Here is a 22,925-nt window from a genome sequence, read left to right on the forward strand (position 1 = left end):
CGGCGCGCCGCTAGCGCGCCAGCACGATCGAGACCTGGATCTGGCCACGCGTGCGCAACACTTCCAGCGCCACGTCGTCGCCATGGCGGCTGACGCGCAGGTCCACGCTGGATTCGCCCAGGCGCAGATCGCGCAAGATCACCTCGTGCAGAAACGCCGGCAGATGCGGATTGCGCAGCCGGATCTCGCCGCGCGCAACGTCGAACTCGATGCCCAGCGCCGCCTCCAATAGCGTGAACGCCGTTGCGCTGGCCCAGGCCTGCGGCGCGCAGGCGACCGGATAGAGCGTCGGGCCGCGCCGCTTTTCGCGCCGGAAGCCGCAGAACAATTCGGGCAAGCGGCGCAGGTCCATGTAGGTCGCGGCGTCGAACAGTCCCTTGAAGACATGCGCGACCGAATGCTTGAGCCCGTAGCGCGCGAGCCCGAGCGCGATCAGCGCATTGTCGTGCGGCCAGATCGACCCGTCATGATAGGACATCGGGTTGTATCGCACCTCGCCGACAGCGACGGTGCGGATGCCCCAGCCCGAGAAGAAATGCGGCCGCATCAAATCGGCGGCGACGAGCCGCGCGCGGTCCTCGCGAATCATGCCGCTGAACAGGATCTGGCCGGCATTCGAGGTCCGCACCTTGCAAGGCCGCTTCTTGCCATCGAGCGCAAGCGCATAGGTGCCGAGCTCCTCGCACCAGAACGCGGTCTCGAAACGCTCGGCCAGCGCCTTGGCTTCGGCCTCGAGCTTCCTGGCGAGATCAGGCTTGCCGAGCCGGAGCGCGCAGCGCGCGGCGAGCCGCTTGGCGGCAAAGACGTAACCTTGCACTTCGGCCAGCGCGAGATTGCCTTCCGCAAGCTGGCCATCGGCATGGAAGATCGCGTCGTAGGAATCCTTCCAGCCCTGGTTGGCGAGGCCCTTTTCCGTGGCGCGCTGATATTCGACGAAGCCGTCCTTGTCGGGGTCACCGGGGCCGTCGATCCAGGCCAACCCCGCTTCGATGGCCGGCCACAGCTCGGTCAATGTCTTCTCGTCGCCGGTGCGTTCGAAATAGCTTCCTGCCAGCAGGACGAACAAGGCCGTGGAATCGACGCTACCGTAATATTGCGCGAACGGTACCTCCCGCAGCGCCGCCATCTCGCCGCCGCGCATCTCATGCAGGATCTTTCCCGGCGCGGCGTCGGCGAGCGGATCGACTGCCTTGGCCTGGAAATGGGCGAGCCGCCGCAGCACGCCCTTGGCGATCCGCGGATCGACCCACAGCATCTGCAACGCGGTGATCAGCCCGTCGCGGCCGAACGTCGTCGAGTACCAGGGAATCCCCGCATAGGGATAGCGGCCTTGCGGCGTCTCCGTCATCAGCATGTTGAGGTCGGCCATGGCCTGGCACAGCACCTCGTTGAAGATGTTGTTGGAGGTCTCGATGCTGGCAGCGCCCATCGTCGACCGGCGCATCTCGCGGCGGTGGGCGAGCAGGCTTCTGAAAAAGCGCGCCGGCTTCTCGGCGACCGGCCGGTTGCAGGACACGGCCACGAACAGGGATTTCGACTCATGCGGGTCGAGTTCGAGCTGCCAGGTCGCGGCGTTCACCGACAACTTGGTCGGGCGCGGATCGAAATGCAGGCCCGTGGTGCGCTCGGCGTCATCAAGACCGCGGTAGTCGAACAGCACGTCGGTCGGTGCCAACAGCCGGCTCGAGCCGATGCCGCGGCGCGGGCGCCGCTCGCCGCGGACTTCGAACAGATCGGCGAAGTCGTTATCGAACAGCAGCGTCAGCGCGAAGCCGGCCGGGCGGTCGCCGTGGTTCTGCACGCCGATGCGCTGATAGGCGGTGCCGCGCCACAGGAAGATCGTGCGCACGATGTGCAGCAGGTCCTTTTGCAGCACGAGGCTGCCCTGCCGGTAGATGTCCGGATTGGTGAGATCGACGGTCAGGGCTGAATTGTCGTCGCGCAGGTTCGAGCCCAGCAGCAACGGCTGGAGATCGTCGAGCACGAGCTCGAGCCTCGCAAGGTAGCGCGTGTCGTGATGGAACAGGCCATCGGGCCCGCCGGCCGAAGCGCCGATGTCGCCATGGCTGTCGAGCACGATAAAGGTGTCGTCGTGCTTGAGCGAACGCCGCGGCCGCGCCGACGGTCCCGTCATCGGAATATAGAAAGGCTGCTCCGCGACCTGGTCCACGGTCCGCGTCACGGAGACGAATTGGGTAACGGCTTCAGCCGACATCAGCAGCTCCCCTGCGCTTGTTTCGACACGCAACCGACTCGAACGCGACTGTTGGTTTACGCGGCGGCTTGGGCGAGCCGGCTCATTTCCTGCGTGACCAGCTCACGATAGGGACCGTGGCCCTGCATCAGACGCTCGGGCGACCCGTCCTCGATGATCTTACCACCCCTCAACACGACCACGCGATCGAAATTGCGCAGGGTCGCGAGGCGATGGGCGATCGCGATGACCGTGCGGCCGCGCATCAGCCGCGACAACGCCTCACGGATCGCCTCCTCGGATTCGCTGTCGAGCGCGGCGGTCGCCTCGTCCAGCAGCAGGATCGGCGCGTCCTTCAGGAAGGCGCGCGCGATCGCGATGCGCTGGCGCTGACCGCCGGACATCTTGACACCGCGGTCGCCGACCATGGTGTCGAGACCGCCAGGCAGGCTTTCGACGAAATCGCAGCGCGCCGCAATCGCGGCACGCAGCACCTCGTCGTCGGTCGCGTTCGGGCGACCATAGCGGATGTTCTCGCGAATCGAGCGGTGGAACAGCGAGATGTCCTGCGGCACGACGGAGATCGCCTCGCGCAGACTCTGCTGCGTCACCTTGGAAATGTCCTGGCCGTCGATGGTGATGCTGCCCTCGTCGGTATCGTAGAAGCGCTGGAGCAGCGTGAACAGCGTCGACTTGCCGCCGCCGGACTGGCCGACCAGGCCGACGCGCTGGCCGGGTTGCAGGCGCAGGCTGAAGCGCTCGAAGATCTTTTCGCCGCCGGGATAGCCGAAGGTGACATTGTTGAACGCGATCGCGGCGCCGCTCTTCACCAGCGGTTCGGCCTCGGGGTGGTCGCGCAATTCATGCGGCACCAGCAGCGTGGCGATCGCCTCGGTCAGCCGCGCAACGTGCTGGGTGACGTCGACCAGCGCCACCGCGAGATCGCGCGTCGCGTTCAGAATTGAGAGACCGAGGGTGCAGACCAGCACGACGTCGCCCGTGGTCGCCCGGCCATCCTGCCAGAGCATGATCGCCCAGGCCATCAGGGCAATCGTGAGCACGACAGTGACGCCGGCATGGATAAGCCGCAGCTTCTCCAGATAGCGCAGGCTGCGGCCGCGGGCGGTGAGCTCCCGGTTCACAGTCGCGTCGAACCGCTCATGCTCGTGCCCGATGCCGCAGAACGCGCGCACCAGCGGCATGTTGCTGATGACGTCGATCATCTCGCCGTCCACGACGGCGGCCTTGTCGGCGAAGTCGTCATGCAGCGGTTTCCCTGCGGCCGCAAGGCGGAACATCGCAAGCACCATACCGCCGGCAATCACCATCAGGCCGAGTGCCATGTAAGGGCTGACGGTTCCAATCAGCGCGATGGCCGCAACCGTCGCGATGCACGGCGGCAACACATTCCAGACGAACATGTTTTCGACCGTGAACACCGCATTCGACGTCGCCGTGATGCGGCTCGTCAGCATGCCGGGCATGCGGTCGGAGAAGTAGCTCGGCGCGTGGCCGGTCAGATGACGAAATATGTCACGACGTAAATCACCCGTGACACGGACGAAGGTGAAGCTGGCCGTCCAGCTCGCGATCCGCCAAAGGAAATTGTCGGCGGCGATCAGCGCCATGAGGAAAATGAATGCCAGCCATACGTTCCCACCATGCGAAGCGCCGGCCGACAGACTGTCGACGAGGGATTTGACGCCGTACTGCGTGCCTACGGAGCAGGCAACGGCCGCCACCACAGCCGTCAGGATCACGAGGTGCGACGCGAGCCGACGCCGAAGATAGCGCAAAACAAAGGCAAACGGCCGGTGCGCATACCCAGAAAGATGATCCATGTGACTATTGACCCCGTCGTGATGATTCAAACTTTTGTTGTTAGCCGACTGAACATCGACCACTTCGCCTCGGTTCCCGGGCACACTCATCACGACATGCGGATGCGGGCGTTCTGCGAAGATGTGATGGCAGCATCGCGACGGGCATCCGACGTGTCGAATAAGTAACGTTCGGAAGGAGGAACTTCGCAAGTGCGGGAACGTTCCCTTGTCTGGCGTGCCGGTGCTGAACAGGCGGGGGCTTTCTACAATCATGATCGCACAGAGGAGATGGTGAGATGCGCATCGCGCAGGTAGCTCCGTTGACGGAGGCTGTTCCACCCAAGCTGTATGGCGGCACCGAGCGGGTGGTGCATTGGTTGACGGAAGAGCTGGTGGCCCTTGGGCACGATGTGACGCTGTTCGCCAGCGGCGACTCGCAAACCTCGGCAAAGCTGGATGCGCTGTGGCCGCGGGCGCTCCGCCTCGATGGTTCCGTGCGCGATCCCAATGCGCTGCACATGGTGATGCTGGAGCGGGTGCGGCAGAAATGTGACGACGAGGAGTTCGACTTCCTCCACTTCCATCTCGATTATTATCCGTGGTCGCTGTTCTACCGGCAGCCGACGCCGTTCCTGACCACGCTGCACGGCCGGCTCGACCTGCCGGAGCATCAGCCGGTCTTCAACACCTTCTCGAAGGTCCCCGTCATCTCGATCTCGAACGCGCAGCGCCGGCCGGTGCCGCAGGCGAATTGGGTGAGGACGATCCACCACGGCCTGCCCGAGAACCTGCTGACGCCGAAGCCGGCGAAACAGGAATACCTCGCCGTGCTCGGCCGCATCGCGCCGGAAAAGGGCGTCGACCGCGCCATCAAGATCGCGACGCATTGCGGCATTCCGCTCAAGATCGCCGCCAAAGTCGATCGAGCCGACCAGGATTACTATGACGAGCTGATCCGGCCGATGATCGAGAACAATCCGCTGGTGGAATTCATCGGCGAGATCAGCGATCACGAGAAGTCGGACTTTTTGAGCGGCGCGCTCGGCCTCTTGTTGCCGATCGACTGGCCCGAGCCGTTCGGCCTGGTGATGATCGAAGCGATGGCCTGCGGAACGCCGGTCATCGCCTTCAATCGCGGCTCGGTGCCGGAGATCATCGACGAGGGCCTCACCGGCTTCGTCGTCGAGGACGTCCTCAGCGCAGCCGGCGTCGTCGGTCGCCTGCCGCAACTCGACCGCTCCGTCATCCGCAAGCAGTTCGAGACGCGCTTCACGGCGCGGCGCATGGCGCTGGATTATCTCGCGGCCTATCGCAGCCTTGGCGAGGAACAGGCGCCGCGGATCAAGCTGGTGAGCAGCGCGGAGTAACCTGTCATGCCCCGCGCTGGCGGGGCATCCAGTACGCCGCGGCAGCAGTTTGTTCACGCAACTCCCGCCGCGGAGTACTGGATCGTCCGGTCAAGCCGGACGATGACAGTGGGAACGCGGTGACGGCTGCGCTACCTCACCACCGCCCGCTTCGGCTCGACGATCTCGAACATGCGCGGGAATTCGTCCATCAGGCCCATCAGCTCCGCAAGACGCATCGGGTTGCCGGCGAATTTGACCTTGCCGGCGGCCACGGCCTCCGGGAAGCTGGTCAGTTTTGCGATCACCTCATCGAGCGTCGACCGCGCGAGCGTGAAGCTGGCATCGGCATTGTCCGCCTGCATGCCCTCTGTGTAGGTGAGCGCGCAGTTCTCCAGATTGAGCACGAACGTCTCGCCCGTGTCGGAAAAGCTCCAGTTCAGCACGATGTGTTTTCCTTCCGCCTTGGGTCCGTTGAGGCGGATGCCGAGCACGTCCCAGAGCTGTGAGGTGCGCAGCGCCGACAGCGTCTCGCGCGGCATCGGCGGGCGCGCCGGCACCTTCGGCATGCCCTGGCGCAATTCCTGCGCGCCGAACAGATAGGCATTGCGCCAGGTCGCGCTTTCGGCGGCATAGCCGAGCTGCTCCAGCGTATCCGCCAGCAACGCACGCGCAGCCTGATTGTCCGGCTCGGCAAAGACGAGATGGCCGAGCGCCTGCGCCACGAAGCGGAATGCGCCCTTGTCGAAATCGACACGCGCCCGCGCGAGGATGGCGTCGGCGCCGCCCATGTACTCGACATATTTCTTGCCCGACTCAACCGGGGGCAACGGATCGAGATTGACCGGATTGGCGTCGTACCAGCCCAGGTATTTTTGATAGATCGCCTTCACATTATGCCGGATGTGGCCGTAATAGCCGCGGCCGTGCCACGCGCCCTCCAGGCTGTTGGGCAGCTGGATCGTTTCGGCAATCTCGGCCGCGGTGAGGCCGTGGTTCATCAGGCGGATGGTCTGGTCATGCGCGAACTTATAGAGGTCGCGCTGCTGCCGGATCATCGTGCCGATGCGTTCGTGCCCCCACACCGGCCAGTGATGCTGGCCGCACATCGCTTCCGCCTTGCCGTCCCAGAGCTGCAAGGCCTCGCCCAGATATTTCGACCAGGCCAGCGCGTCGCGCACGTCGGCGCCGCGAAACGGCAGCAGATTGTGGAAATTGTGGGTGCAGTTCTCGGCGAGGTTCAACAGCTTGTAACGCGGGATGAAGAAATGCATCTCCGCCGGCGCTTCGCTGTTCGGCGCCATCTGGAATTCGAATTCGACACCGTCGATCACGCGACGGTCGCCGGTCGCCATGATCAAATCGGTCGGCCGCAGCAGCGCCACCGAACCTGCCGCCATCGACTTGCCGAGGCCGCAATCGACCTGCCCGCGCACGCCCTTGGCGAGGAGCGGCCCGAACTGGTATTGCGCCCGGCGCAGCATCGCAGGTCCTGCGATGATGTTCTCGGAGACGGCATGCTCCATGAACAAGTTCGGCGCGATGATCGGGACGCGGCCGCTCGCGAGCGCATCCTCCTCCAGCACGCCGCGCGCGCCGCCCCAATGGTCGGTGTGAGTATGGGTGAAGATCACGGCCGCGACCGGTCGCTGGCCGCGATGCTTGTAGTAGAGATCGAGCGCGGCGCGCGCCCCCTCGATCGAGGTCAGGGTGTCGACGACGATGACGCCGCTGTCGCCTTCGATCAGCGTCATGTTGGCGATGTCGAGCCCACGCACCTGGTAGATTCCGGGCACGACCTCGAACAGGCCGTGTTGCATGTTGAGCCGCGACTGCCGCCACAGGCTCGGATTGACCGTGGCCGGCGCCTGCTCGGCGGAGAGAAAGCCGTAAGGCTCGAGGCTCCAGACCGTCCGCCCTTGCGGATTGGTGATCTCCGCGTTCTCGATCGTGCCGAGGAAGCCGCGCGCGGCGTCGTCGAAATCCCGCGTATCGGAGAACGGCAGCGCGTTCAGCATCGCTGTTTGCTGCGCGATGACGAACGGCGTTGCGCCCTTCGGCCCGTTGCTGGCTTCGATGCTGCTCATACTGCCCTCCCGGCTCGTCCCTTGGGAGGCATCTAACCGCATCTCGATTGCGGTTCCAACAAGTCCTTACGCAGCCAAACCTCCGGCCACCGGCTTACCGGAGGCGCGCATGTCCGCCGTCCGCAGCTCCCGCGCCAGCACGTAGCCGCCGCCGTCCTGCTTGGCGCGGTACATCGCCCGGTCGGAGCGCGACAACAGCCCCTCCACCGTGCGCCCATCCTGCGGCGCGACGGCAACGCCGACGCTGACGCCGAGCCCGATCACCTGCCCGTCGACATGATAGGGCGCGCTGAGCGATTGCACGATCCGCCGTGCCATCGCTTCCGCATCGGTCGCCGCGCGCTGCACCAGGATGAACTCGTCGCCGCCCATCCGGACCACGAGATCATGAGCTGCGGCAAGCGCCTTGAGCCGCCCGGCCACCTACTTGAGCAGCGCGTCGCCGACTGGATGGCCGAACCGGTCATTGGCCTCCTTGAAGCGGTCGAGATCGAGCGCGTGGACGGCGATCATGCTGGAATTTCCGTCCGCCAGCATTCGCGGCAGATCCTCCGCCAGCACCGAGCGGTTAAAGACGCCGGTCATCGAGTCCGAGCGCGCGAGCCGCTCGAACTGTCGCTTGAGCGTGATCTGGCTGATCGAGGCATTGAAGCTCAGCCGCACCATCTCGAAGCTGGCGGCCACATACTTCAGGATGAGGAGCCCGAGCCCGACATGGCGCAGATCGGGCTGCATGAACGTCACGATCGCGGCGGGCGCGGCGATCGCGACCTGATCGAGCAGTGCTGCGACCGGGCGCAGTGCCAGCCGCGCCACCACGCCGGCACCGAAGCCGAAACCGATGCCGACCGCCATCACGCAGCAGAGCGCGTCGCCGAGCACGATGCTGCGCGCGGCAAACACGCCCAGTACCAAGGCGGTGATGACGGTGCCGGCAATGTACCGCCGTTCCCAGCGCGCGGCCTCGGCCCGATCCAGCCGCGACGGCTGCGTGAGGCGACGGCGGAACGCAGCGATTTCGGACAGACGGATCATGGCCACGACGACACCGGCGACCGTAAGGGCTGCCGTGACCGCGTCACCGGTCTCGTAGGTTGTGATCGCGCCGACCATCACCTGGCAGACGGCGGCGAGAATAGTAGGGATCGTCGTGCCGTGCAGGCCCGTGATCACTTCCATGTAGACGGCATCGGAAATCGACGCCCGTCCGGATTCCATTCTATTGAACAACATGCCAGCCTCATCCGCTCGCATGGTCCTACCGCACATCTGTAAAAATGTGTGCATCGCACAGCGGTGGCATTTGAACGAGCGGATTTACCGCGCGTTAGCCATGCATCGCCTGAGCTCGGCTACATGCCGAGCAGCCTCGGCAGCCACAGCGACAGACCGGGCCAGTATGTCACGACCACCAGGAATCCCAGCATTGTCAGCAGCCATGGCCACACCGCAACCGTGAGCTCGGTGATGCCCATCTTGGCGATGCCTGAGGCGACGTAGAGATTGAGGCCGACCGGCGGATGGCACAGCCCGACTTCCATGTTGACCGTCATCAGGATGCCGAAATGGATCGGATCGATGCCGAGCTTGATCGCAACCGGAAACAGGATCGGCGCCATGATCAGGATGATCGAGGACGGCTCCATCACGTTGCCGGCCAATAGCAGCAGGAGATTGACGACGAGCAGGAAGCCGATCCAGCCGAGGCCCTGGTCGATCATCCATTGCGCCAGCGCTTGCGGCACGTTCTCGTAAGTCATCAGGAACGAGAACAAGACGGCGTTGGTGATGATGTAGAGCAGCATCGCCGAAAGATTTGCCGACGACAGCAGCACGCGCGGCACGTCTCGCAGCTTCAAATCCTTGTAGATGAAAACTGCGACGATGAAGGCGTACACCGCGCTGACGGCGGCAGCTTCGGTCGGTGTGAACAGGCCGCTGTAGATGCCGCCGATCACGATCACGATCAGCAGGATACCCCAGATCGACTTGCGGAGCGCATCGAAGCGCTCGTAGAGGGTTGCTTTCGGCATCCTCGGATAGTCGTTACGCCAGGCTCGATAGAACGTCGTGGCGCCGAGCAGCATGGCGAGCACCATTCCCGGCACAATGCCGGCGATGAACAGCTTGCCGACGGAGGTGTTGGTGGAGACGGCGAAAAGAACCATCGGAATCGATGGGGGAATGAGAATTCCCAATGAGCCCGAGGTCGTGATCACGCCCGCCCCGAACCTCTTCGGGAATCCCTGCGCGACCATCGCGGGCAGGATCACCGATCCGATCGCCACCACGGTGGCCGGCGACGAGCCGGAAATCGCGGCGAACAGCGCACAGGCGACCACGCCCGAGAGCGCAAGGCCGCCGTACCAATGGCCGACCAGCGACGTCGCGAACGTGATCATCCGGCGCGCCACGCCGCCATGGGTCAGGAAGTTGCCGGCAAGGATGAAGAACGGGATCGCCATGATCTCGAAGCTCTCGATGCCGGTAAACAGCTTCAGCGCCACCGATTCCGTCCGCACGTCGGTCAGCGTGAACATGAAGCTGAGCACGGTCAGACCGAGCGCGATCGAGATCGGCATGCCCGTGAGCATCAACGACAGCAGAAGGCCGAAAACCACGGCGACACGGAGGCCCTGCGGCAGCGTGATCACGTGCGCCGAATGGGCGAAGCACACGGCGACGATCAGGACCGGCAACAACATCAGGACCCAGCCGAGCGGGCTGCGTTCGTCGCGGACGACCTGACTGCGCGTGACCGGGGCCGGATGGACCGGGTCTATTTCGACGCCCTCGACGCCGGCCATGTCGTGATGCGGCAGCTCGCCGGTGTGATAGAACGACCAGGCGACCTGCAGGAAGCGGAAGCACATCAGCCCGGAGCCGAGCGGGATGGTGAGATACACCAGCCACATCGGCGCTTCGAGGTCGTTAGATTGCTGGCCGGTCTGCCACATCTGGCCGACGAACGCGGCGCCGAAATAGCACACGATGGCCGTGAAAAGGGCGCCGCACATCAGGCCGAACGTGATGACGCGGCGGCGCGATCCGCCGGGAAGGACATTGACCAGGACGTCGACGCCGACATGGATGCCGGTGCGCACCCCGTAGGCCGCACCGAACTTCGCCATCCAGATGAACATGTAGATGCAGAGTTCCTGCGCCCAGGACAAATCGAGAGCGGCAAGCCAGACGAACGCCGCTCGCGCGGGGACGGCCAGCAAGGCCAGGTTGCGGGCCTCCGCCCATTTGGCGATGTCGATCGACAGCCCGGCGCCATATCGGTGCAGCACGGCAACGAAGATGAGCAATGTCGCGGCCGCGATCATCGTCGCGATCAGCCATTCCTCGAGATGATCGAGCACACGATTCAATGCACGCAGCAACTTGGTCCCCTCAGCTTGGCTCATCATTCAAGAGCAACGGCCGGGAGTGCGATCACCCCCGACCGTTCATGGTTGTTCTTATAACGCGCCGGCGTCAGTTCATCTTGACGTCGAGTTCCTTGGCGACGAGATCGAGCACCTCCTGCCCGACCCGCCCCTTCGCCCATTTGTAGGTCGGCTGCATCGCTTCCTGCCACGCCTTGCGATCGGCGTCAGTCAGATAGTGCAGCGTGGTCTTGCCCGTCTTCTTGATCTCGGCCAGCGCATCCTCGTTTTCCTGGCGCGCGATCGAGTTGGTATAGTCGGTCGCCTCGTTCATCGCCTTCTCGAGCTGGGCGCGAATATCGGGCGGCAGGCCGGACCAGAATTTCGAATTGACGATGACGGCATATTGCAGGTGCGCGTGATAGGACACGGTGATGTCCTTCTGCACCTCGTAGAACTTCTGCGTCAGGTAGTTGGACGCGGTGTTCTCGCAGCCGTCGACCACGCCCGTCTGCAAAGCCTGGTAGACTTCGGAAAACGCCATGATCTGGGGGATCGAGCCCATGATCCGGAGATATTGGTCGGCGACCTTCGATCCGGAGATGCGGAATTTCAGACCCTGGAAATCGGTTGGCTTCATCAGGGGACGGTTGGCGGAGAGCATGTGGAAGCCGTTGTCCCAATAAGCGAGCCCGGTGATGCCCTTGGTCTCGAGCCTCTGGAACAGCCACTTGCCGATCGTGCCCTTCATCGCGTTGGAATAGGTCTGGTCGTCCTTGAACAACCAGGGCAGGTCGAGCGCCTCGAATTCCTTGATACCGAGCGGTGCGAACTTCGCGGTCGAGGGGGCAAGCATCTGCACCGAGCCGAGCTGCAGCGCCTCGATCTCCTCCTTGTCCTTGTACAGCGTGGAGTTCGGGTAGATTTCGACCTTGACCTTGCCGTCGGTGTACTTCTCCGCAAGTTCCTTGAACTTCAGGGCGCCCTTGCCCTTGGGAGTGTCGTTGGCGACGACGTGGCTGAATTTGATGACGATCGGGCTCTGGGCCTGGGCCGAGATAGGAGACAAGAGAATAGCTGCGGCGGCGACCGCAAGAAGCAGCTTGCGCATGAACGAACCTCCCAACGACCTCTAAAACCGGGTCTTTTTTGTTTTCCGATTTCAGTACTGACAGCAATCCGCCACCCGAACAACTAGACCTAAGCCCAATTTGCCGCAGCCAAGCTGTCTTGCGCAACCCGGCACCTGCTGCGTTCCCGGAAGCGAGCGCTTATGTCGCATTGCGGCAGTGCGATCAGCCGTTGCGCTGGGCGACCATGAACAGACGCCGGAAGGGAAACAGCGTCTGTCCCGCGGCGTTCTTCGGATAGGCCTTTGCGACCCGCATCCCATAGGCGGCTTCGAATGCGGCCTTCTCGTCGCCCTGCAGGATGTCGAGATAGCGCGTCAGCCATGTCCCCTTGGTCCACTCTTTCACGGGATTCTCGCCTTCCAGCACCTGCAGATATTCGGTCTCCCAGATGTCGATATTGGCCGACATCGGAGCAAGAAGACCGTGATAATAGGCCGGCGCTTCGACCGGCGGCGGCGTGACGAGATGCTCGACCTTGGACCGCCAGGGACCGTTCAGCGCCGTCTCGCCGATCAGCACATGCGAGGGCGCCAGAAAGTTGCGCGGCATCTGCACAGCGAGCATTCCGCCGGGCGTCACCTTCTCCATGATCGACGGAAACAGTGCCGCATGATTGGGCAGCCAGTGCAGCGCGGCATTGGAATAGACCACGTCATATTGCTTCGTCGGGCGCCAATGGCCGAGATCCTCGTGCGACCATTCCACGTCCGGCGCCGCCTTGCGGCCGGCGGCAACCATCTCGGCTGATCCCTCGACACCGGTCACCGTCGCGTCCGGCCAACGCTCCTTGATCAGCCTGGTGACGTTGCCGGCGCCGGCGCCAAGATCGGCAACCGCACGCGGGCCAGCATCCGGAATCCGCATCAAGAGGTCGACGGCGGGCCGGAGCCGGTGGCCGGAGAATTTCAGATATTGCTGCGGATCCCAGACCATCGCTCGGCGCCTTTTCTTTTTCGTGTTTCCTTCAACGCAGCTCTTGGTTACCACTGCTCGTCCCGGTCGGGCAAATCAGGCTGACGGGGCCAGGGCAGGAAACGAACAGAAAAACGAACAGCCAAACCAACAGCGACAAGCAGAAAAGCAAACAAGAGGGCGTGTCACCATGGATCTCGGGCTCACATCGAAAACCGCCGTCGTCACCGGAGCGAGCATCGGCATCGGCCGTGCCATCGCCAAGGGCTTGGCTGCTGAAGGCGTGCGCGTCGTCGGCGTGGCACGGCGCACCGACCTGCTCGCCGAGCTGGTAAGCGAAGTCGGCTCCGGTCTGATCACGCCATTCGAGCAGGACGTGATGGCCAAGGACGCGGCGGAGAGGATTTCGGCCTTCGCCGTGAGCGAGCTCGGCCATGTCGACATCCTCATCAACAATGCCGGCGGCAGCCGCCCACTCCCCGTCGATGCGCCCGACAGCCAATGGGACGAAGCGATCGCGCTGAACTTCACCAGCTACCGCCGCATCGCGCATGCGCTGCTGCCGCAGATGATCGAACGCAAATGGGGCCGCATCGTCAACATCACCGGCAAGTCCGAGCCGGAAGGCCTCAACGCCGCGTTCGCCGCCAAAGCCGCCGTGCACGCCTGGGCCAAGGGCCTGTCGCGCGAGATCGGCGAGCACGGCATCACCATCAACTGCATCCCGCCCGGCCGCATCATGAGCGAACAGATCCGCCGCAACTACGCGCCCGATTATCGCGAGCGGTTCGCGGAAGAAGAGATTCCTGTCGGCTATTGGGGCGAGCCCGAAGACCTCGCCGCGCTCGCGGTCTTTCTGGCGTCGCCCGTGGCGCGCTACATCACGGGCACGGTGATCCCGGTGGATGGGGGGCTGAGGAGGTATCAGTTCTGAGCGAATTGGCTCGCCCGCTCGCCGAAAGGCCGCCGCAGTTATTCGATCACGTCGTCCGCGCGCACCAGCAACGACGGAGGTATCTCGACGCCGAGCGCCTTTGCGGTCTTGTGGTTGATGACGGTCTTGAACTGCGTCGGCTGCTCGATGGGAATCTCGGCGGGGTTGGCACCCTTCAATACCTTGTCGACGAAAACAGCCGCGTGGCGGAACATTGCGGTGAAGTCCACACCGTAACCCATCAGGGCGGCCCCGCGGGAGGCGACGATGGGTGCGGCAACCGATGGCACCCTGCATTTGTCCACAATCGCGGCCACCATGGACGTGTTGGTGACAAACGCGTTTGCGTCCGTGATCACGAGGCCGTCCATCGGGTTAGAGCCGACGAGTGACAGCGCGCTTTCGAGATCGCCGGGAACGTCGACCTCGATAGGTAACAGCTCCATCTTCAATGCCTGCGCCGCGTTCCTCATGGTGCTCATTGTAGCGTTGTTCAGTGGATTTCCTCGCTGCATGAGCACCCCCACGCGTCTGGTCGAGGGAGCCAAGCCTGCGAGAATCTCCAGGCGCTTTGCAGCCAGTTCTGTCAGGAAAAACGTTTGTCCCGTGATGTTGCCGCCAGGGTGAGCCATGCTGGCTGCAAGGCCTATGGTCACCAGATCGGGGCCCACGATCATCACGGTGGGAATTTTTGCCGTCGCGTTGTGAGCGGCAAGAATCCCGGGATATGTGGCTGTGACGAGAACGTCAACATCAAGAGCGACAAGTTCATTCGCAAGCGCCGGCAGCCTGGCGTCGTCGCCACCGGCGTCGCGATATTCGACATGAATGTTCGCGCCGTTAACCCAACCGAGATCGCTGAGCCCCTTGAGGAATGAGTCTACTTCCAAATTCCGCGGTGGGGGGAGGAGAAGGCCAATTCGGGGCATTCGCTTCACTTGCTGTGCTCGCGCTGCCAGAGGCAACGCAGACGCCACACCAACCAGAGTCAGGAATTCTCGTCGTTTCATTATCAATCCGATCTCATACACCCCGGCTGAGAACAGCCATTGTTCTACGTTGGTCCAAGCTGCACTGATGACCGGGTCAGGTCAAAGGCGGCAGTCTGCACCGGAGGCGATGACTTCTGCTCTAGCCAGACTCCGGACCTGCCGATGCCGTATGCCAAGCGACGATAAGGGCCATAAGCGGAAGTGATCACATTAAACGGGGTAGCGCCATTTCAATGCGCGCCGCACGAACAAGAGCGCTGCTACCACGATCACCAGGACGACAAGATAGGCGGCAACAGCCCACCGCTCGTGTGGCAGGTAACCCGGAGCCAACATAAGCACCACTAGAACGCAAAGGAGCGCCGTTTGTGCGTAGAACAGCGGCGAGCGCAGCATTCCCGTCGGTTTCAGTTCCGCAAGCCGGTCGCCAGCACGCGTCGCGCGACGGTAAACAAACACTAAGACTGCGAAGGCAACAATCCAGGCCATACAACCCCGCTAGCAGTTCAGAATTTATGATACCTCAACGTGCGGTGGAAAAGGCAACATATCCAGCCTAACGTCTGCAACGGGTCCAAAAGGTGAATGCCGGAGCTGCCCGCGTAGATCTGCTTCAGCACAGGAGCGGGCATCGCTCCTTCACGGGAAGCACACATGGTCTTTTGCGGACCGGTGCAATCCTAGCATCCTGCCAGTGTTTTGCCCGACAGGTCAACGTCATGGCCGCGGTGAATGTCGTCGCTGCGCGGTTCGGAAATCCCTTATTAATCAAGGGGCCTTCTACTGTGCATGGGGTTGTTTTCGCGTTTTTTGTTTTGAGCCTTTAAAAAAAACACGCAAGACCCGCAGGACCACCTCACTCCGCCTGCAAGATCTCTGCGATCGCGGCCCCCGCCGCGATGGTGCCGAGCTTGCCGCCGACATCGCGCGTTGCCCTGCCTTCGCCGATCGCTTTTGCCACCGCCACCTCGATCGCACGAGCGGCTTCCTCGTACCGTACCGCGCCGCTGTTCTCGCCGTGCCAGGCCAGCAGCAGGGCCGTCGACAGGACCAGCGAGACCGGATTTGCGACGTCCTGGCCTGCAATGTCAGGCGCCGAACCGTGCGCGGCCTGCGCCATGGCGTGGCTGTGACCGACATTGAGCGAGCCGCCGAGGCCGAGGCTGCCGGAAAGCTCTGCGGTGAGATCGGACAGGATGTCGCCGAACATGTTGGTGGCGACGATGACGTCGAAGCGGTCGGGGTTGCGTACAACATGCGCCATCATGGCGTCGACGAGGATGTCGTCGACGGCGAGGCCGGGATAGGCATTCGCCGCCTCGCGGCAGATGTCGAGGAACATGCCGTCGCCGAGCTTGAGCACATTGGCCTTGTGCACGATGGTGAGATGCTTGCGCCGCTTCATCGCCAGCCGGCACGCCGCATGCGCGATGCGTTCGCAGCAATGGCGCGTGATCCGGCGCAGCGAGATCACGACATCCGATGTGACCAGCATCTCGCCATTGCCCTGCTCCATGTTGCGGTCGGCGTAAAACCCTTCCGTGTTCTCGCGCACCACGACAAGGTCGAAATCACCGACCCGGCCGGACAGCCCCGCATAGGTGCGTGCGGGCCGGACATTGGCGTAGAGGTCGAGGTTCTTGCGGAAATACCGCGACGGGTTGATCTCGCCATGGGCCTCGTCCTTGAAGTCGAAAGTCGCGGTCGGCCCGAGGATCAGCCCGTCGGCGGCACGGACGATGTCGAGCAGCTCGGGGCGCACCGTCGTACCGAATTGTTTGAGGCTCGCATGGCCAACTGCGTGCTCCTCCAGCCGCAGATTGAGCTGGAAGCGCTCGGAGGCGGCACGCAACACGCCTGATGTCGCGGTCGTGATCTCGGGCCCGATGCCGTCACCGGGCAAAACGACGATGTGCATGGCGCTCCCCTGACATTGCAGCAGCTCATGCGATCATACGCCGGCGCCAGGAATCATCGCCCAGCCTTCGCGCATACACTGCATGCAAGCATATGCCTGTGGAAGGCGGCCGCGCCGTAGTACATGCCAAGTCCCCTGGAGCCGGCCGCCGGAGCAACGCGCTAACGCAATGACAATCACGTTACCCGCCGCCGCGCGCAAGCCCGACCACACCATTTCCGACGGCCTTCCGCCCGCACAGCGGCGCTGGGCCATTGCCGCGATCTTCACCGCGCTGGCCATGGCCTCGCTCGACACCGCGATCGCCAACATCGCGCTGCCCGCCATTGCCGGCGACCTGCATGTCAGCCCTGAGCAATCGGTCTGGGTGGTCAACGTCTACCAGATCGCGCTGGTGGCGACGCTGCTGCCGTTGGGAGCACTCGGCGAGATCGTCGGGCACCAGCGCATCTATCTCGGCGGCCTGATCCTGTTCACCATCGCCTCGCTGTTCTGCGCGGTGGCCTGGTCGCTGGAGAGCCTGCTGGTTGCGCGCACGCTGCAAGGGTTAGGTGCGAGCGGCATCATGAGCGTCAACACGGCGCTGGTGCGCTTCGTCTATCCCGGCCGGATGCTCGGCCGCGGCTTCGGCCACAACGCGCTGGTGGTCGCGACCGCCTTCACCTTCGGTCCCTCGATCGCCTCCGCCATCCTCGCGCTCGGCCCGTGGCCATGGCTGTTCGCCGTCAACATCCCGTTCGGCCTCGTCGCGATCGGCATCGGCTTTGCGATGCTGCCGAAAACGCCGCGCGCCGATCACGGCTTTGACTTCCTCGGCGCGATCCTGGCGTCGGCCTGTCTCGGGTTGTTCATCACGGGCATCGGCAGTGCTGCGCACAATCTGTCACCAGTGGTCGTGGGCATCGAGCTGCTCACGGCCCTGGTGCTCGGCTTCATCCTGACGCGCCGCCATGCCGACCATCCCGCGCCGATGCTGCCGATCGATCTGTTCAGTCGGCCGATGTTCGCGCTGTCGGCGGCGACCGCGGTATGCTCGTTCGCGGTGCAGGGCCTCGCCTTTGTCTCGCTGCCGTTCTATTTCGAGGACGTGCTGGGGCGTTCGCAGGTCGAGACCGGCTTCTTCATGACGCCGTGGCCGCTGGTGGTCGGCATCATGGCGCCGATCGCGGGGCGCCTCTCCGACCGGCACGCGGTCGGACTGCTCGGCGGCATTGGGCTCGTGATGCTCGGCCTCGGCATGGCGCTGCTGGCGATGCTGCCGGCCAATCCTGCGATCCCCGACATCATCTGGCGGATGGTGATCTGCGGCATGGGGTTCGGCTTCTTCCAGGCGCCGAACATGAAGGCGGTGATGTCGAGCGCGCCGCCACATCGCAGCGGCAGCGCCTCCGGCATCGTCGCCACCGCGCGCCTGACCGGGCAGACGACGGGGGCCGCGCTCGCCGCAGCCTGCTTCTCGCTGGCCGGTCACGACGGCGCAGTCGTGGCATTGGCACTTGGCGCCGGCTTCGCCGCGCTCGGCAGCGTGATGAGCTTTTTGCGGCTGGCGGTGAAGTAGACCGTCAGGCCAGATGCCGGGCCGCCGTTACCTCGACAGTCGCCACCGGAACGACCGTTTCCTCGTCGAGCGCAGCGAGGCGCTCATCGATGGCAGCGATGACCTTGCGCGAGAACGGCCCGAGATGCGCATAGGCCGCGATCATCTGCACGGCGATCCGCGCCGATGAGGTGTCGCGCTTGGCGCAGTTCATGAAGGTCTGCCACAGCGGCCCTCGCGCCTCGGGAAGGGCTGTGACCACCTTGTGCACCGTTTCCATCGCCCCGAGCCCGGCGCGGATATCGCCCTCGGCGAGCTCTTGGCGCTGCCTGGACCGGTCGAGCAGCGTCATCAGGCGATCAACGCGCCTTGCATAGGCCTCTGGGCTGTAGATGTGCTCCAGCACGCGCTTGTAGTCCGTCAGGATGTCGCGCAACGGGCGCACCGGATCGAAGTTGATCCCGGCGGTACACTGATCGGCGCCGATGGTCGGCGCCAAATCGTGGCCGGGGTGCAGCCGGCCTTCGCGCTCGAGGCGGCGCGTCAGCTGCGTGTTCGGCAAGGCATAGAGCAGGCCGACCATGCTGACCGGGATCGCCGCCTCTTCGATGAAGTCGATCATGGCATCCGCCATCGAGAGCTTCTCATTGTCGAAGCCGACGATGAAACCGGCGGTGACGAGCATGCCCGCGGCGTAGATCTTGTGGATGCTCTCGGCGATGTTGCGCCGCGTGTTCTGCTTCTTCCGCATCGCGACCAGCGTCGCCGGATCCGGACTTTCGATGCCGACGAAGATGGCGAAGAAATTCGCCTGACCCATCAGCTCCAACAGCTCGGGATCGTCGGCCAGATTGACCGAGGCTTCAGTCGACAACTCGAACGGATAGCCGTGAGCACGCTGCCATTCGGCGAGCTCGGGCAGGAACAGCCGCAGCGACTTCTTGTTGCCGATGAAGTTGTCGTCGACGAAGTCGAGATGGCCGCGGTAACCCATGGCGTAGAGCCTGTCGAGCTCGTTCAGCATTTGCTCATTCGTCTTGGTTCGCGGCACCCGGCCATAGAGCTCGATGATGTCGCAGAACTCGCAGGTGAACGGGCAGCCGCGGGAATACTGCACACCGAGATAAAGGTAGTCCTCGAACTTCAGCAGGTCGAAGCGCGGCACCGGCGTCTTGGTGACGTCGGCCTGGAATTTTGGCGCGATGAAGACGCCGGAGCGGGCGCCACTGTCCCAGGCCGCGACGAATTCGTGGAGAACGCTCTCGGCCTCTCCGAGCACCTGGAAGTCGGCCCTCTCATAGATATGGGGGCTTGAGGTGGGATCGGGACCGCCGACGACCACCGGCTTGCCCGCGGCACGGCAAATTTCGATCAGGCGCAGCGTGTCGGCCTGCTGCGGCATCATTCCGCCCGTGAAGACGACGTCGGCCCAGGAAAGATCCTCGTCGCTGAAGGCTTCCGTGTTGCAATCGATCAGCCGGACCGTCCAGTGCTCGGGCAACATCGCGGCAACGGTGATCAGCCCCAAAGGGGCCGCAGGGCGCTTCACGCCCAACACTTTGCAGGATTCGCCAAAGCTCCAGAAGGACTCTGCCGAGAACAGCGGATAGAGCATCAGGACTTTGCAAGGCTGCGGTACGTTCATGGAACCTCTTTTTGGCTGATTCCACTGTAGCAGAGCATTGTCGACTTGCACCCCGGCAAAAGAGACAAACTGTCGCTCCGGTTCCAAGGGCGTCTGCGCACGGAAGCCGGTAGACGTCGCCCCAAGCCGTGCCGCGGGCCGCCCAGGGAGCAAATCTCTGGCGGCTACCCCCCGGACTGTTGATTTGAACGTTTCCAATTTGCCGGACACATTGCGCCCCTGAGTCCAATCGGTGGATTGGGCCAATCAGGGGACTGCGATGGCAAACCTAACAATCAACGGAAAAACCTTCACGCTCGACGTCGAGCCGGATACGCCCCTGCTCTGGGCGATCCGCGAGAATGCCGGCCTGACCGGCACGAAATATGGCTGCGGCATTGCACAATGCGGCGCCTGCACCGTTCACATCGACGGCGTCGCCACCCGCTCCTGCGGCGTTTCGGTCGGCGAGGCCGCAGGTAAGAAGATCACGACCATCGAAGGGCTCGCCTCCGGCAACGCACTGCACAAGGTGCAGGAAGCCTGGATCGCCCAGGATGTGCCGCAATGCGGCTATTGCCAGAGCGGCATGATCATGGCGGTGGCGGCGCTGCTGAACGAGAAGCCGAAGCCGACCGACGCCGACATCGACGAGGCCATCACCAATATCTGCCGCTGCGGCACCTTCCAGCAGGTGCGCGAAGCGATCCACACGATCGCAAGCGCATAAGGAGCCGTCACATGAACAAGCATGTCTCTCCCAGGATGAACCGCCGCGCCTTCGTCGTCGGCACCGCCGCGGTCGGCGCAGGTCTCGCAATCGGCCTCGATATCCCCTTCGGCGGCCCCGCCGTAGTCCGCGCGGCCGACGGCTCCCCCGAGATCGGCGCCTGGGTCGTGGTCAGGCCCGACGACACCGTCGTCATCCGCATCGCCCGCTCCGAAATGGGCCAGGGCTCGCTCACCGGCCTTGCCCAGCTCGTCGCCGAGGAACTTGAATGCGACTGGTCGAAGGTCTCGACCGAATATCCGACACCGGGCCAGAGCGTCGCCCGCAAGCGCGTCTGGGGCGATTTCTCGACCGGCGGCAGCCGCGGCATTCGCTCCTCGCAAGACTATGTCCGCAAGGGCGGCGCCACCGCACGCGTGATGCTGATCCAGGCCGCCGCCGAGGCGTGGAACGTGCCGGCGTCCGAATGCACGGCCGCCAACAGCGTCATCACCCACACGCCGTCCGGCAAGACCACGACCTACGGCAAGGTCGCCGAGGCCGCGGCCAAGCTGACGCCGCCGGCCGACGTCAAGCTGAAGGATCCCAAGGACTGGAAGCTGATCGGCAAGGGCGTGAAGCGGCTGGACACCGCCGAGAAGACCACCGGCACCATGATCTACGGCATCGACGTCAAGCTGCCGGGCATGCTGAACGCCGCGATCAAGGATTGCCCGGTGTTCGGCGGCAAGCTGACGAGCTATGACGAAGCCAAGATCACCGACATGAAAGGCGTCAAGAAGGTCGTCAAGGTCGGCGACACCGCGGTCGCGGTTGTTGCCGATACCTGGTGGCAGGCCAAGACCGCGTTGGAGGCGCTGCCGATCGTCTGGGACGAGGGCGACAACGCCAAGGTCTCGAGCGAATCGATTGCAAAGTGGTTGGCCGAGGGTCTCGACAACGCGCAGCCGGCCTATGTCGGCAACAAGAACGGCGACGCCAAGGCGGCGATCGCCGGTGCCGCCAAGAAGATCGAGGCCGTCTACAGCTATCCCTACCAGAACCACGCCACGATGGAGCCGATGAACGCCACGGCGCTCTATACGGCCGACAAGTGCGAGGTCTGGTGCGGCACGCAGAATGGCGAGGCGGCCTTCGCCGCCACGTTGGAAGCGTCGGGCCTGCCGGCGGAGAAGTGCGACGTGCACAAGGTGATGCCCGGCGGCGGCTTCGGCCGGCGCGGCCAGACCGACTATGTCCGTCAGGCCGTCTTGATCGCCAAGCAGATGCCGGGCACGCCGATCAAGCTGTTGTGGTCGCGCGAAGAGGACATGGCGCACGGCAGATATCACCCGATCACCCAGTGCAAGATGACCGGCGCGTTCGATGCGGACAACAATCTGGTCGCGCTGCACTACCGCCTGTCCGGGCAATCGATCCTGTTCTCGCTCCGCCCCGAAGCGCTGCAGAACGGCATGGATCCGGCCGCATTCCAGGGCGTCGCCCAGTCCGGCGAAGCCGCGTTCGGTTACTCGGTGCCAAACCTCCTGGTCGAGCATGCGATGCGCAACCCGCACGTTCCGCCGGGCTTCTGGCGCGGCGTCAACGTCAATCACAACGCGATCTACATGGAATGCTTCATGGACGAGCTGGCCCAGGCCGCAGGCCAGGATCCGCTCGAATTCCGCCGCAAGCTGATGGGCAATCACCCCAAGCATCTGGCGGTGCTCAATGCCGTGGCCGAGAAGATCGGCTGGAGCACCCCGGCGCCGCAGGACATCTATCGCGGCATCGCGCAGGTCATGGGCTATGGCAGCTATGTCGCCGGCGCCGCCGAAATCTCGGTGACCGACGGCAACAAGATCAAGGTGCATCGTATCGTCGCTTCAACTGATCCCGGCTACGTCGTCAATCCGGCCCAGGTGGAGCGGCAGATCGCGGGCTCCTTCGTCTATGGCCTCTCCGCGCTGTTCTACGGCGGCTGCACCGTCAAGGACGGCAAAATCGAGCAGACCAACTTCGACACCTACAATTCGATGCGCATCAACGAGATGCCGAAGGTCGAATCGGTGATGGTGCCGAGCGGCGGGTTCTGGGGCGGAGTCGGCGAGCCGACCATCGGCGTCGCAGCGCCAGCGGTGCTCAATGCGTACTTCGCGGCGACGGGCAAACGCATCCGTTCGGTGCCGTTGCGCGACCAGAACATCACCTTCGCCTGAGACACGCCGCGGGGGGGGGGGCCGGCCCCCCCGCCCCCCCTCCCGACCCACCCCCAAGAAAAGCCCGGGGCCCCCCGCGGGGGGCCCCCCCGCCCCCGCCCCCCGGCCCCCCCCAAACCCCCCCCC

Annotated in this window: 16 protein-coding genes and 2 pseudogenes; 6 read left to right on the forward strand and 12 right to left on the reverse strand. The window is 64.0% G+C overall.

Features of this window, described 5'->3' with window-relative positions; all coding sequences use genetic code 11:
- Positions 1 to 10: 10 nt before the first annotated feature.
- Entirely contained in the window at positions 11 to 2,215 is a 2,205-nt protein-coding gene (locus ABIB80_RS14740) for an amylo-alpha-1,6-glucosidase (RefSeq protein ID WP_354127774.1), read from the reverse strand.
- A gap of 56 nt (positions 2,216 to 2,271) precedes the next feature.
- Entirely contained in the window at positions 2,272 to 4,035 is a 1,764-nt protein-coding gene (locus ABIB80_RS14745; protein ID WP_354127775.1) for an ABC transporter ATP-binding protein, read from the reverse strand.
- On the opposite strand from ABIB80_RS14745, the gene ABIB80_RS14750 reads away from it, so the two are divergent.
- Together ABIB80_RS14750 and ABIB80_RS14755 are read left to right on the forward strand one after the other, a co-directional pair.
- A complete protein-coding gene (locus tag ABIB80_RS14750) occupies positions 3,958 to 4,203 on the forward strand; it encodes a hypothetical protein (protein ID WP_354127791.1) in 246 nt (81 codons plus the stop codon). The two genes, ABIB80_RS14745 and ABIB80_RS14750, sit on opposite strands and share 78 nt — an antisense overlap.
- Before the next feature lie 110 nt (positions 4,204 to 4,313).
- Positions 4,314 to 5,384, forward strand: a complete 1,071-nt coding sequence (locus tag ABIB80_RS14755; protein ID WP_027516640.1) for a glycosyltransferase family 4 protein — start codon at positions 4,314 to 4,316, stop codon at positions 5,382 to 5,384.
- Positions 5,385 to 5,515: 131 nt separating this feature from the next.
- Here the strand turns inward: ABIB80_RS14755 and ABIB80_RS14760 are convergent, their stop codons facing one another.
- The 6 genes and pseudogenes from ABIB80_RS14760 to ABIB80_RS14785 form a co-directional block, all read right to left on the reverse strand.
- Positions 5,516 to 7,450 (reverse strand): alkyl/aryl-sulfatase, encoded by a 1,935-nt coding sequence (locus tag ABIB80_RS14760; protein WP_354127776.1) that lies wholly within the window; start codon positions 7,448 to 7,450, stop codon positions 5,516 to 5,518.
- Between the two features lie 66 nt (positions 7,451 to 7,516).
- Positions 7,517 to 8,737, reverse strand: a pseudogene (locus tag ABIB80_RS14765) (diguanylate cyclase domain-containing protein).
- Positions 8,738 to 8,802: 65 nt separating this feature from the next.
- A complete protein-coding gene (locus ABIB80_RS14770) occupies positions 8,803 to 10,095 on the reverse strand; it encodes a TRAP transporter large permease (RefSeq protein ID WP_311985860.1) in 1,293 nt (430 codons plus the stop codon).
- A 210-nt stretch (positions 10,096 to 10,305) separates the two neighbouring features.
- Positions 10,306 to 10,863 (reverse strand): annotated as a pseudogene (locus ABIB80_RS14775) (TRAP transporter small permease); the annotation flags it as partial.
- Positions 10,864 to 10,930: 67 nt separating this feature from the next.
- A complete protein-coding gene (locus ABIB80_RS14780) occupies positions 10,931 to 11,932 on the reverse strand; it encodes a DctP family TRAP transporter solute-binding subunit (protein ID WP_354127777.1) in 1,002 nt (333 codons plus the stop codon).
- A gap of 184 nt (positions 11,933 to 12,116) precedes the next feature.
- Positions 12,117 to 12,887: a methyltransferase domain-containing protein gene (locus tag ABIB80_RS14785; protein ID WP_354127778.1), complete on the reverse strand. Its 771-nt coding sequence runs from the start codon at positions 12,885 to 12,887 to the stop codon at positions 12,117 to 12,119.
- A gap of 169 nt (positions 12,888 to 13,056) precedes the next feature.
- Here ABIB80_RS14785 and ABIB80_RS14790 point away from each other — a divergent pair, with 169 nt between their 5' ends.
- The gene (locus ABIB80_RS14790) at positions 13,057 to 13,800 is read left to right on the forward strand and encodes an SDR family NAD(P)-dependent oxidoreductase (RefSeq protein ID WP_354127779.1); all 744 of its coding nucleotides are present in this window, start codon (positions 13,057 to 13,059) and stop codon (positions 13,798 to 13,800) included.
- A 38-nt stretch (positions 13,801 to 13,838) separates the two neighbouring features.
- On the opposite strand, the gene ABIB80_RS14795 is transcribed toward ABIB80_RS14790, so the two are convergent.
- From ABIB80_RS14795 to ABIB80_RS14805, 3 genes are all read right to left on the reverse strand, one after another.
- Complete coding sequence (locus tag ABIB80_RS14795) at positions 13,839 to 14,810, reverse strand: ABC transporter substrate-binding protein (protein ID WP_354127780.1); 972 nt, start codon at positions 14,808 to 14,810, stop codon at positions 13,839 to 13,841.
- Between the two features lie 192 nt (positions 14,811 to 15,002).
- Complete coding sequence (locus ABIB80_RS14800; RefSeq protein WP_219682771.1) at positions 15,003 to 15,281, reverse strand: hypothetical protein; 279 nt, start codon at positions 15,279 to 15,281, stop codon at positions 15,003 to 15,005.
- A 367-nt stretch (positions 15,282 to 15,648) separates the two neighbouring features.
- On the reverse strand, positions 15,649 to 16,710 hold the full coding sequence (locus ABIB80_RS14805) for an isocitrate/isopropylmalate dehydrogenase family protein (protein WP_219682772.1): 1,062 nt from the start codon (positions 16,708 to 16,710) through the stop codon (positions 15,649 to 15,651).
- A gap of 169 nt (positions 16,711 to 16,879) precedes the next feature.
- Here ABIB80_RS14805 and ABIB80_RS14810 point away from each other — a divergent pair, with 169 nt between their 5' ends.
- Positions 16,880 to 18,268: an MFS transporter gene (locus tag ABIB80_RS14810; RefSeq protein WP_007594048.1), complete on the forward strand. Its 1,389-nt coding sequence runs from the start codon at positions 16,880 to 16,882 to the stop codon at positions 18,266 to 18,268.
- Positions 18,269 to 18,272: 4 nt separating this feature from the next.
- Here the strand turns inward: ABIB80_RS14810 and ABIB80_RS14815 are convergent, their stop codons facing one another.
- The gene (locus tag ABIB80_RS14815) at positions 18,273 to 19,892 is read right to left on the reverse strand and encodes a B12-binding domain-containing radical SAM protein (RefSeq protein WP_354127781.1); all 1,620 of its coding nucleotides are present in this window, start codon (positions 19,890 to 19,892) and stop codon (positions 18,273 to 18,275) included.
- A gap of 259 nt (positions 19,893 to 20,151) precedes the next feature.
- Between ABIB80_RS14815 and ABIB80_RS14820 the strand changes: the two genes are divergently transcribed.
- Positions 20,152 to 20,601: a (2Fe-2S)-binding protein gene (locus tag ABIB80_RS14820; protein ID WP_219682774.1), complete on the forward strand. Its 450-nt coding sequence runs from the start codon at positions 20,152 to 20,154 to the stop codon at positions 20,599 to 20,601.
- 11 nt (positions 20,602 to 20,612) lie between these two features.
- On the forward strand, positions 20,613 to 22,799 hold the full coding sequence (locus tag ABIB80_RS14825) for a xanthine dehydrogenase family protein molybdopterin-binding subunit (RefSeq protein WP_354127782.1): 2,187 nt from the start codon (positions 20,613 to 20,615) through the stop codon (positions 22,797 to 22,799).
- The last annotated feature ends 126 nt before the right edge of the window (positions 22,800 to 22,925 follow it).

Source organism: Bradyrhizobium sp. i1.15.2 (genome assembly GCF_040548425.1).
Lineage (GTDB): Bacteria > Pseudomonadota > Alphaproteobacteria > Rhizobiales > Xanthobacteraceae > Bradyrhizobium > Bradyrhizobium canariense.

Excerpts from the sequence above, each read along its gene's own strand:
- ABIB80_RS14795 (WP_354127780.1), bottom strand. The coding sequence starts at position 14,810 with ATGAAACGACGAGAATTCCTGACTCTGGTTGGTGTGGCGTCTGCGTTG.
- ABIB80_RS14810 (WP_007594048.1), top strand. The coding sequence starts at position 16,880 with ATGACAATCACGTTACCCGCCGCCGCGCGCAAGCCCGACCACACCATT.
- ABIB80_RS14760 (WP_354127776.1), bottom strand. The coding sequence starts at position 7,450 with ATGAGCAGCATCGAAGCCAGCAACGGGCCGAAGGGCGCAACGCCGTTC.
- ABIB80_RS14755 (WP_027516640.1), top strand. The coding sequence starts at position 4,314 with ATGCGCATCGCGCAGGTAGCTCCGTTGACGGAGGCTGTTCCACCCAAG.
- ABIB80_RS14800 (WP_219682771.1), bottom strand. The coding sequence starts at position 15,281 with ATGGCCTGGATTGTTGCCTTCGCAGTCTTAGTGTTTGTTTACCGTCGC.
- ABIB80_RS14790 (WP_354127779.1), top strand. The coding sequence starts at position 13,057 with ATGGATCTCGGGCTCACATCGAAAACCGCCGTCGTCACCGGAGCGAGC.
- ABIB80_RS14820 (WP_219682774.1), top strand. The coding sequence starts at position 20,152 with ATGGCAAACCTAACAATCAACGGAAAAACCTTCACGCTCGACGTCGAG.
- ABIB80_RS14740 (WP_354127774.1), bottom strand. The coding sequence starts at position 2,215 with ATGTCGGCTGAAGCCGTTACCCAATTCGTCTCCGTGACGCGGACCGTG.
- ABIB80_RS14805 (WP_219682772.1), bottom strand. The coding sequence starts at position 16,710 with ATGCACATCGTCGTTTTGCCCGGTGACGGCATCGGGCCCGAGATCACG.
- ABIB80_RS14780 (WP_354127777.1), bottom strand. The coding sequence starts at position 11,932 with ATGCGCAAGCTGCTTCTTGCGGTCGCCGCCGCAGCTATTCTCTTGTCT.
- ABIB80_RS14785 (WP_354127778.1), bottom strand. The coding sequence starts at position 12,887 with ATGGTCTGGGATCCGCAGCAATATCTGAAATTCTCCGGCCACCGGCTC.
- ABIB80_RS14745 (WP_354127775.1), bottom strand. The coding sequence starts at position 4,035 with ATGGATCATCTTTCTGGGTATGCGCACCGGCCGTTTGCCTTTGTTTTG.
- ABIB80_RS14825 (WP_354127782.1), top strand. The coding sequence starts at position 20,613 with ATGAACAAGCATGTCTCTCCCAGGATGAACCGCCGCGCCTTCGTCGTC.
- ABIB80_RS14815 (WP_354127781.1), bottom strand. The coding sequence starts at position 19,892 with ATGAACGTACCGCAGCCTTGCAAAGTCCTGATGCTCTATCCGCTGTTC.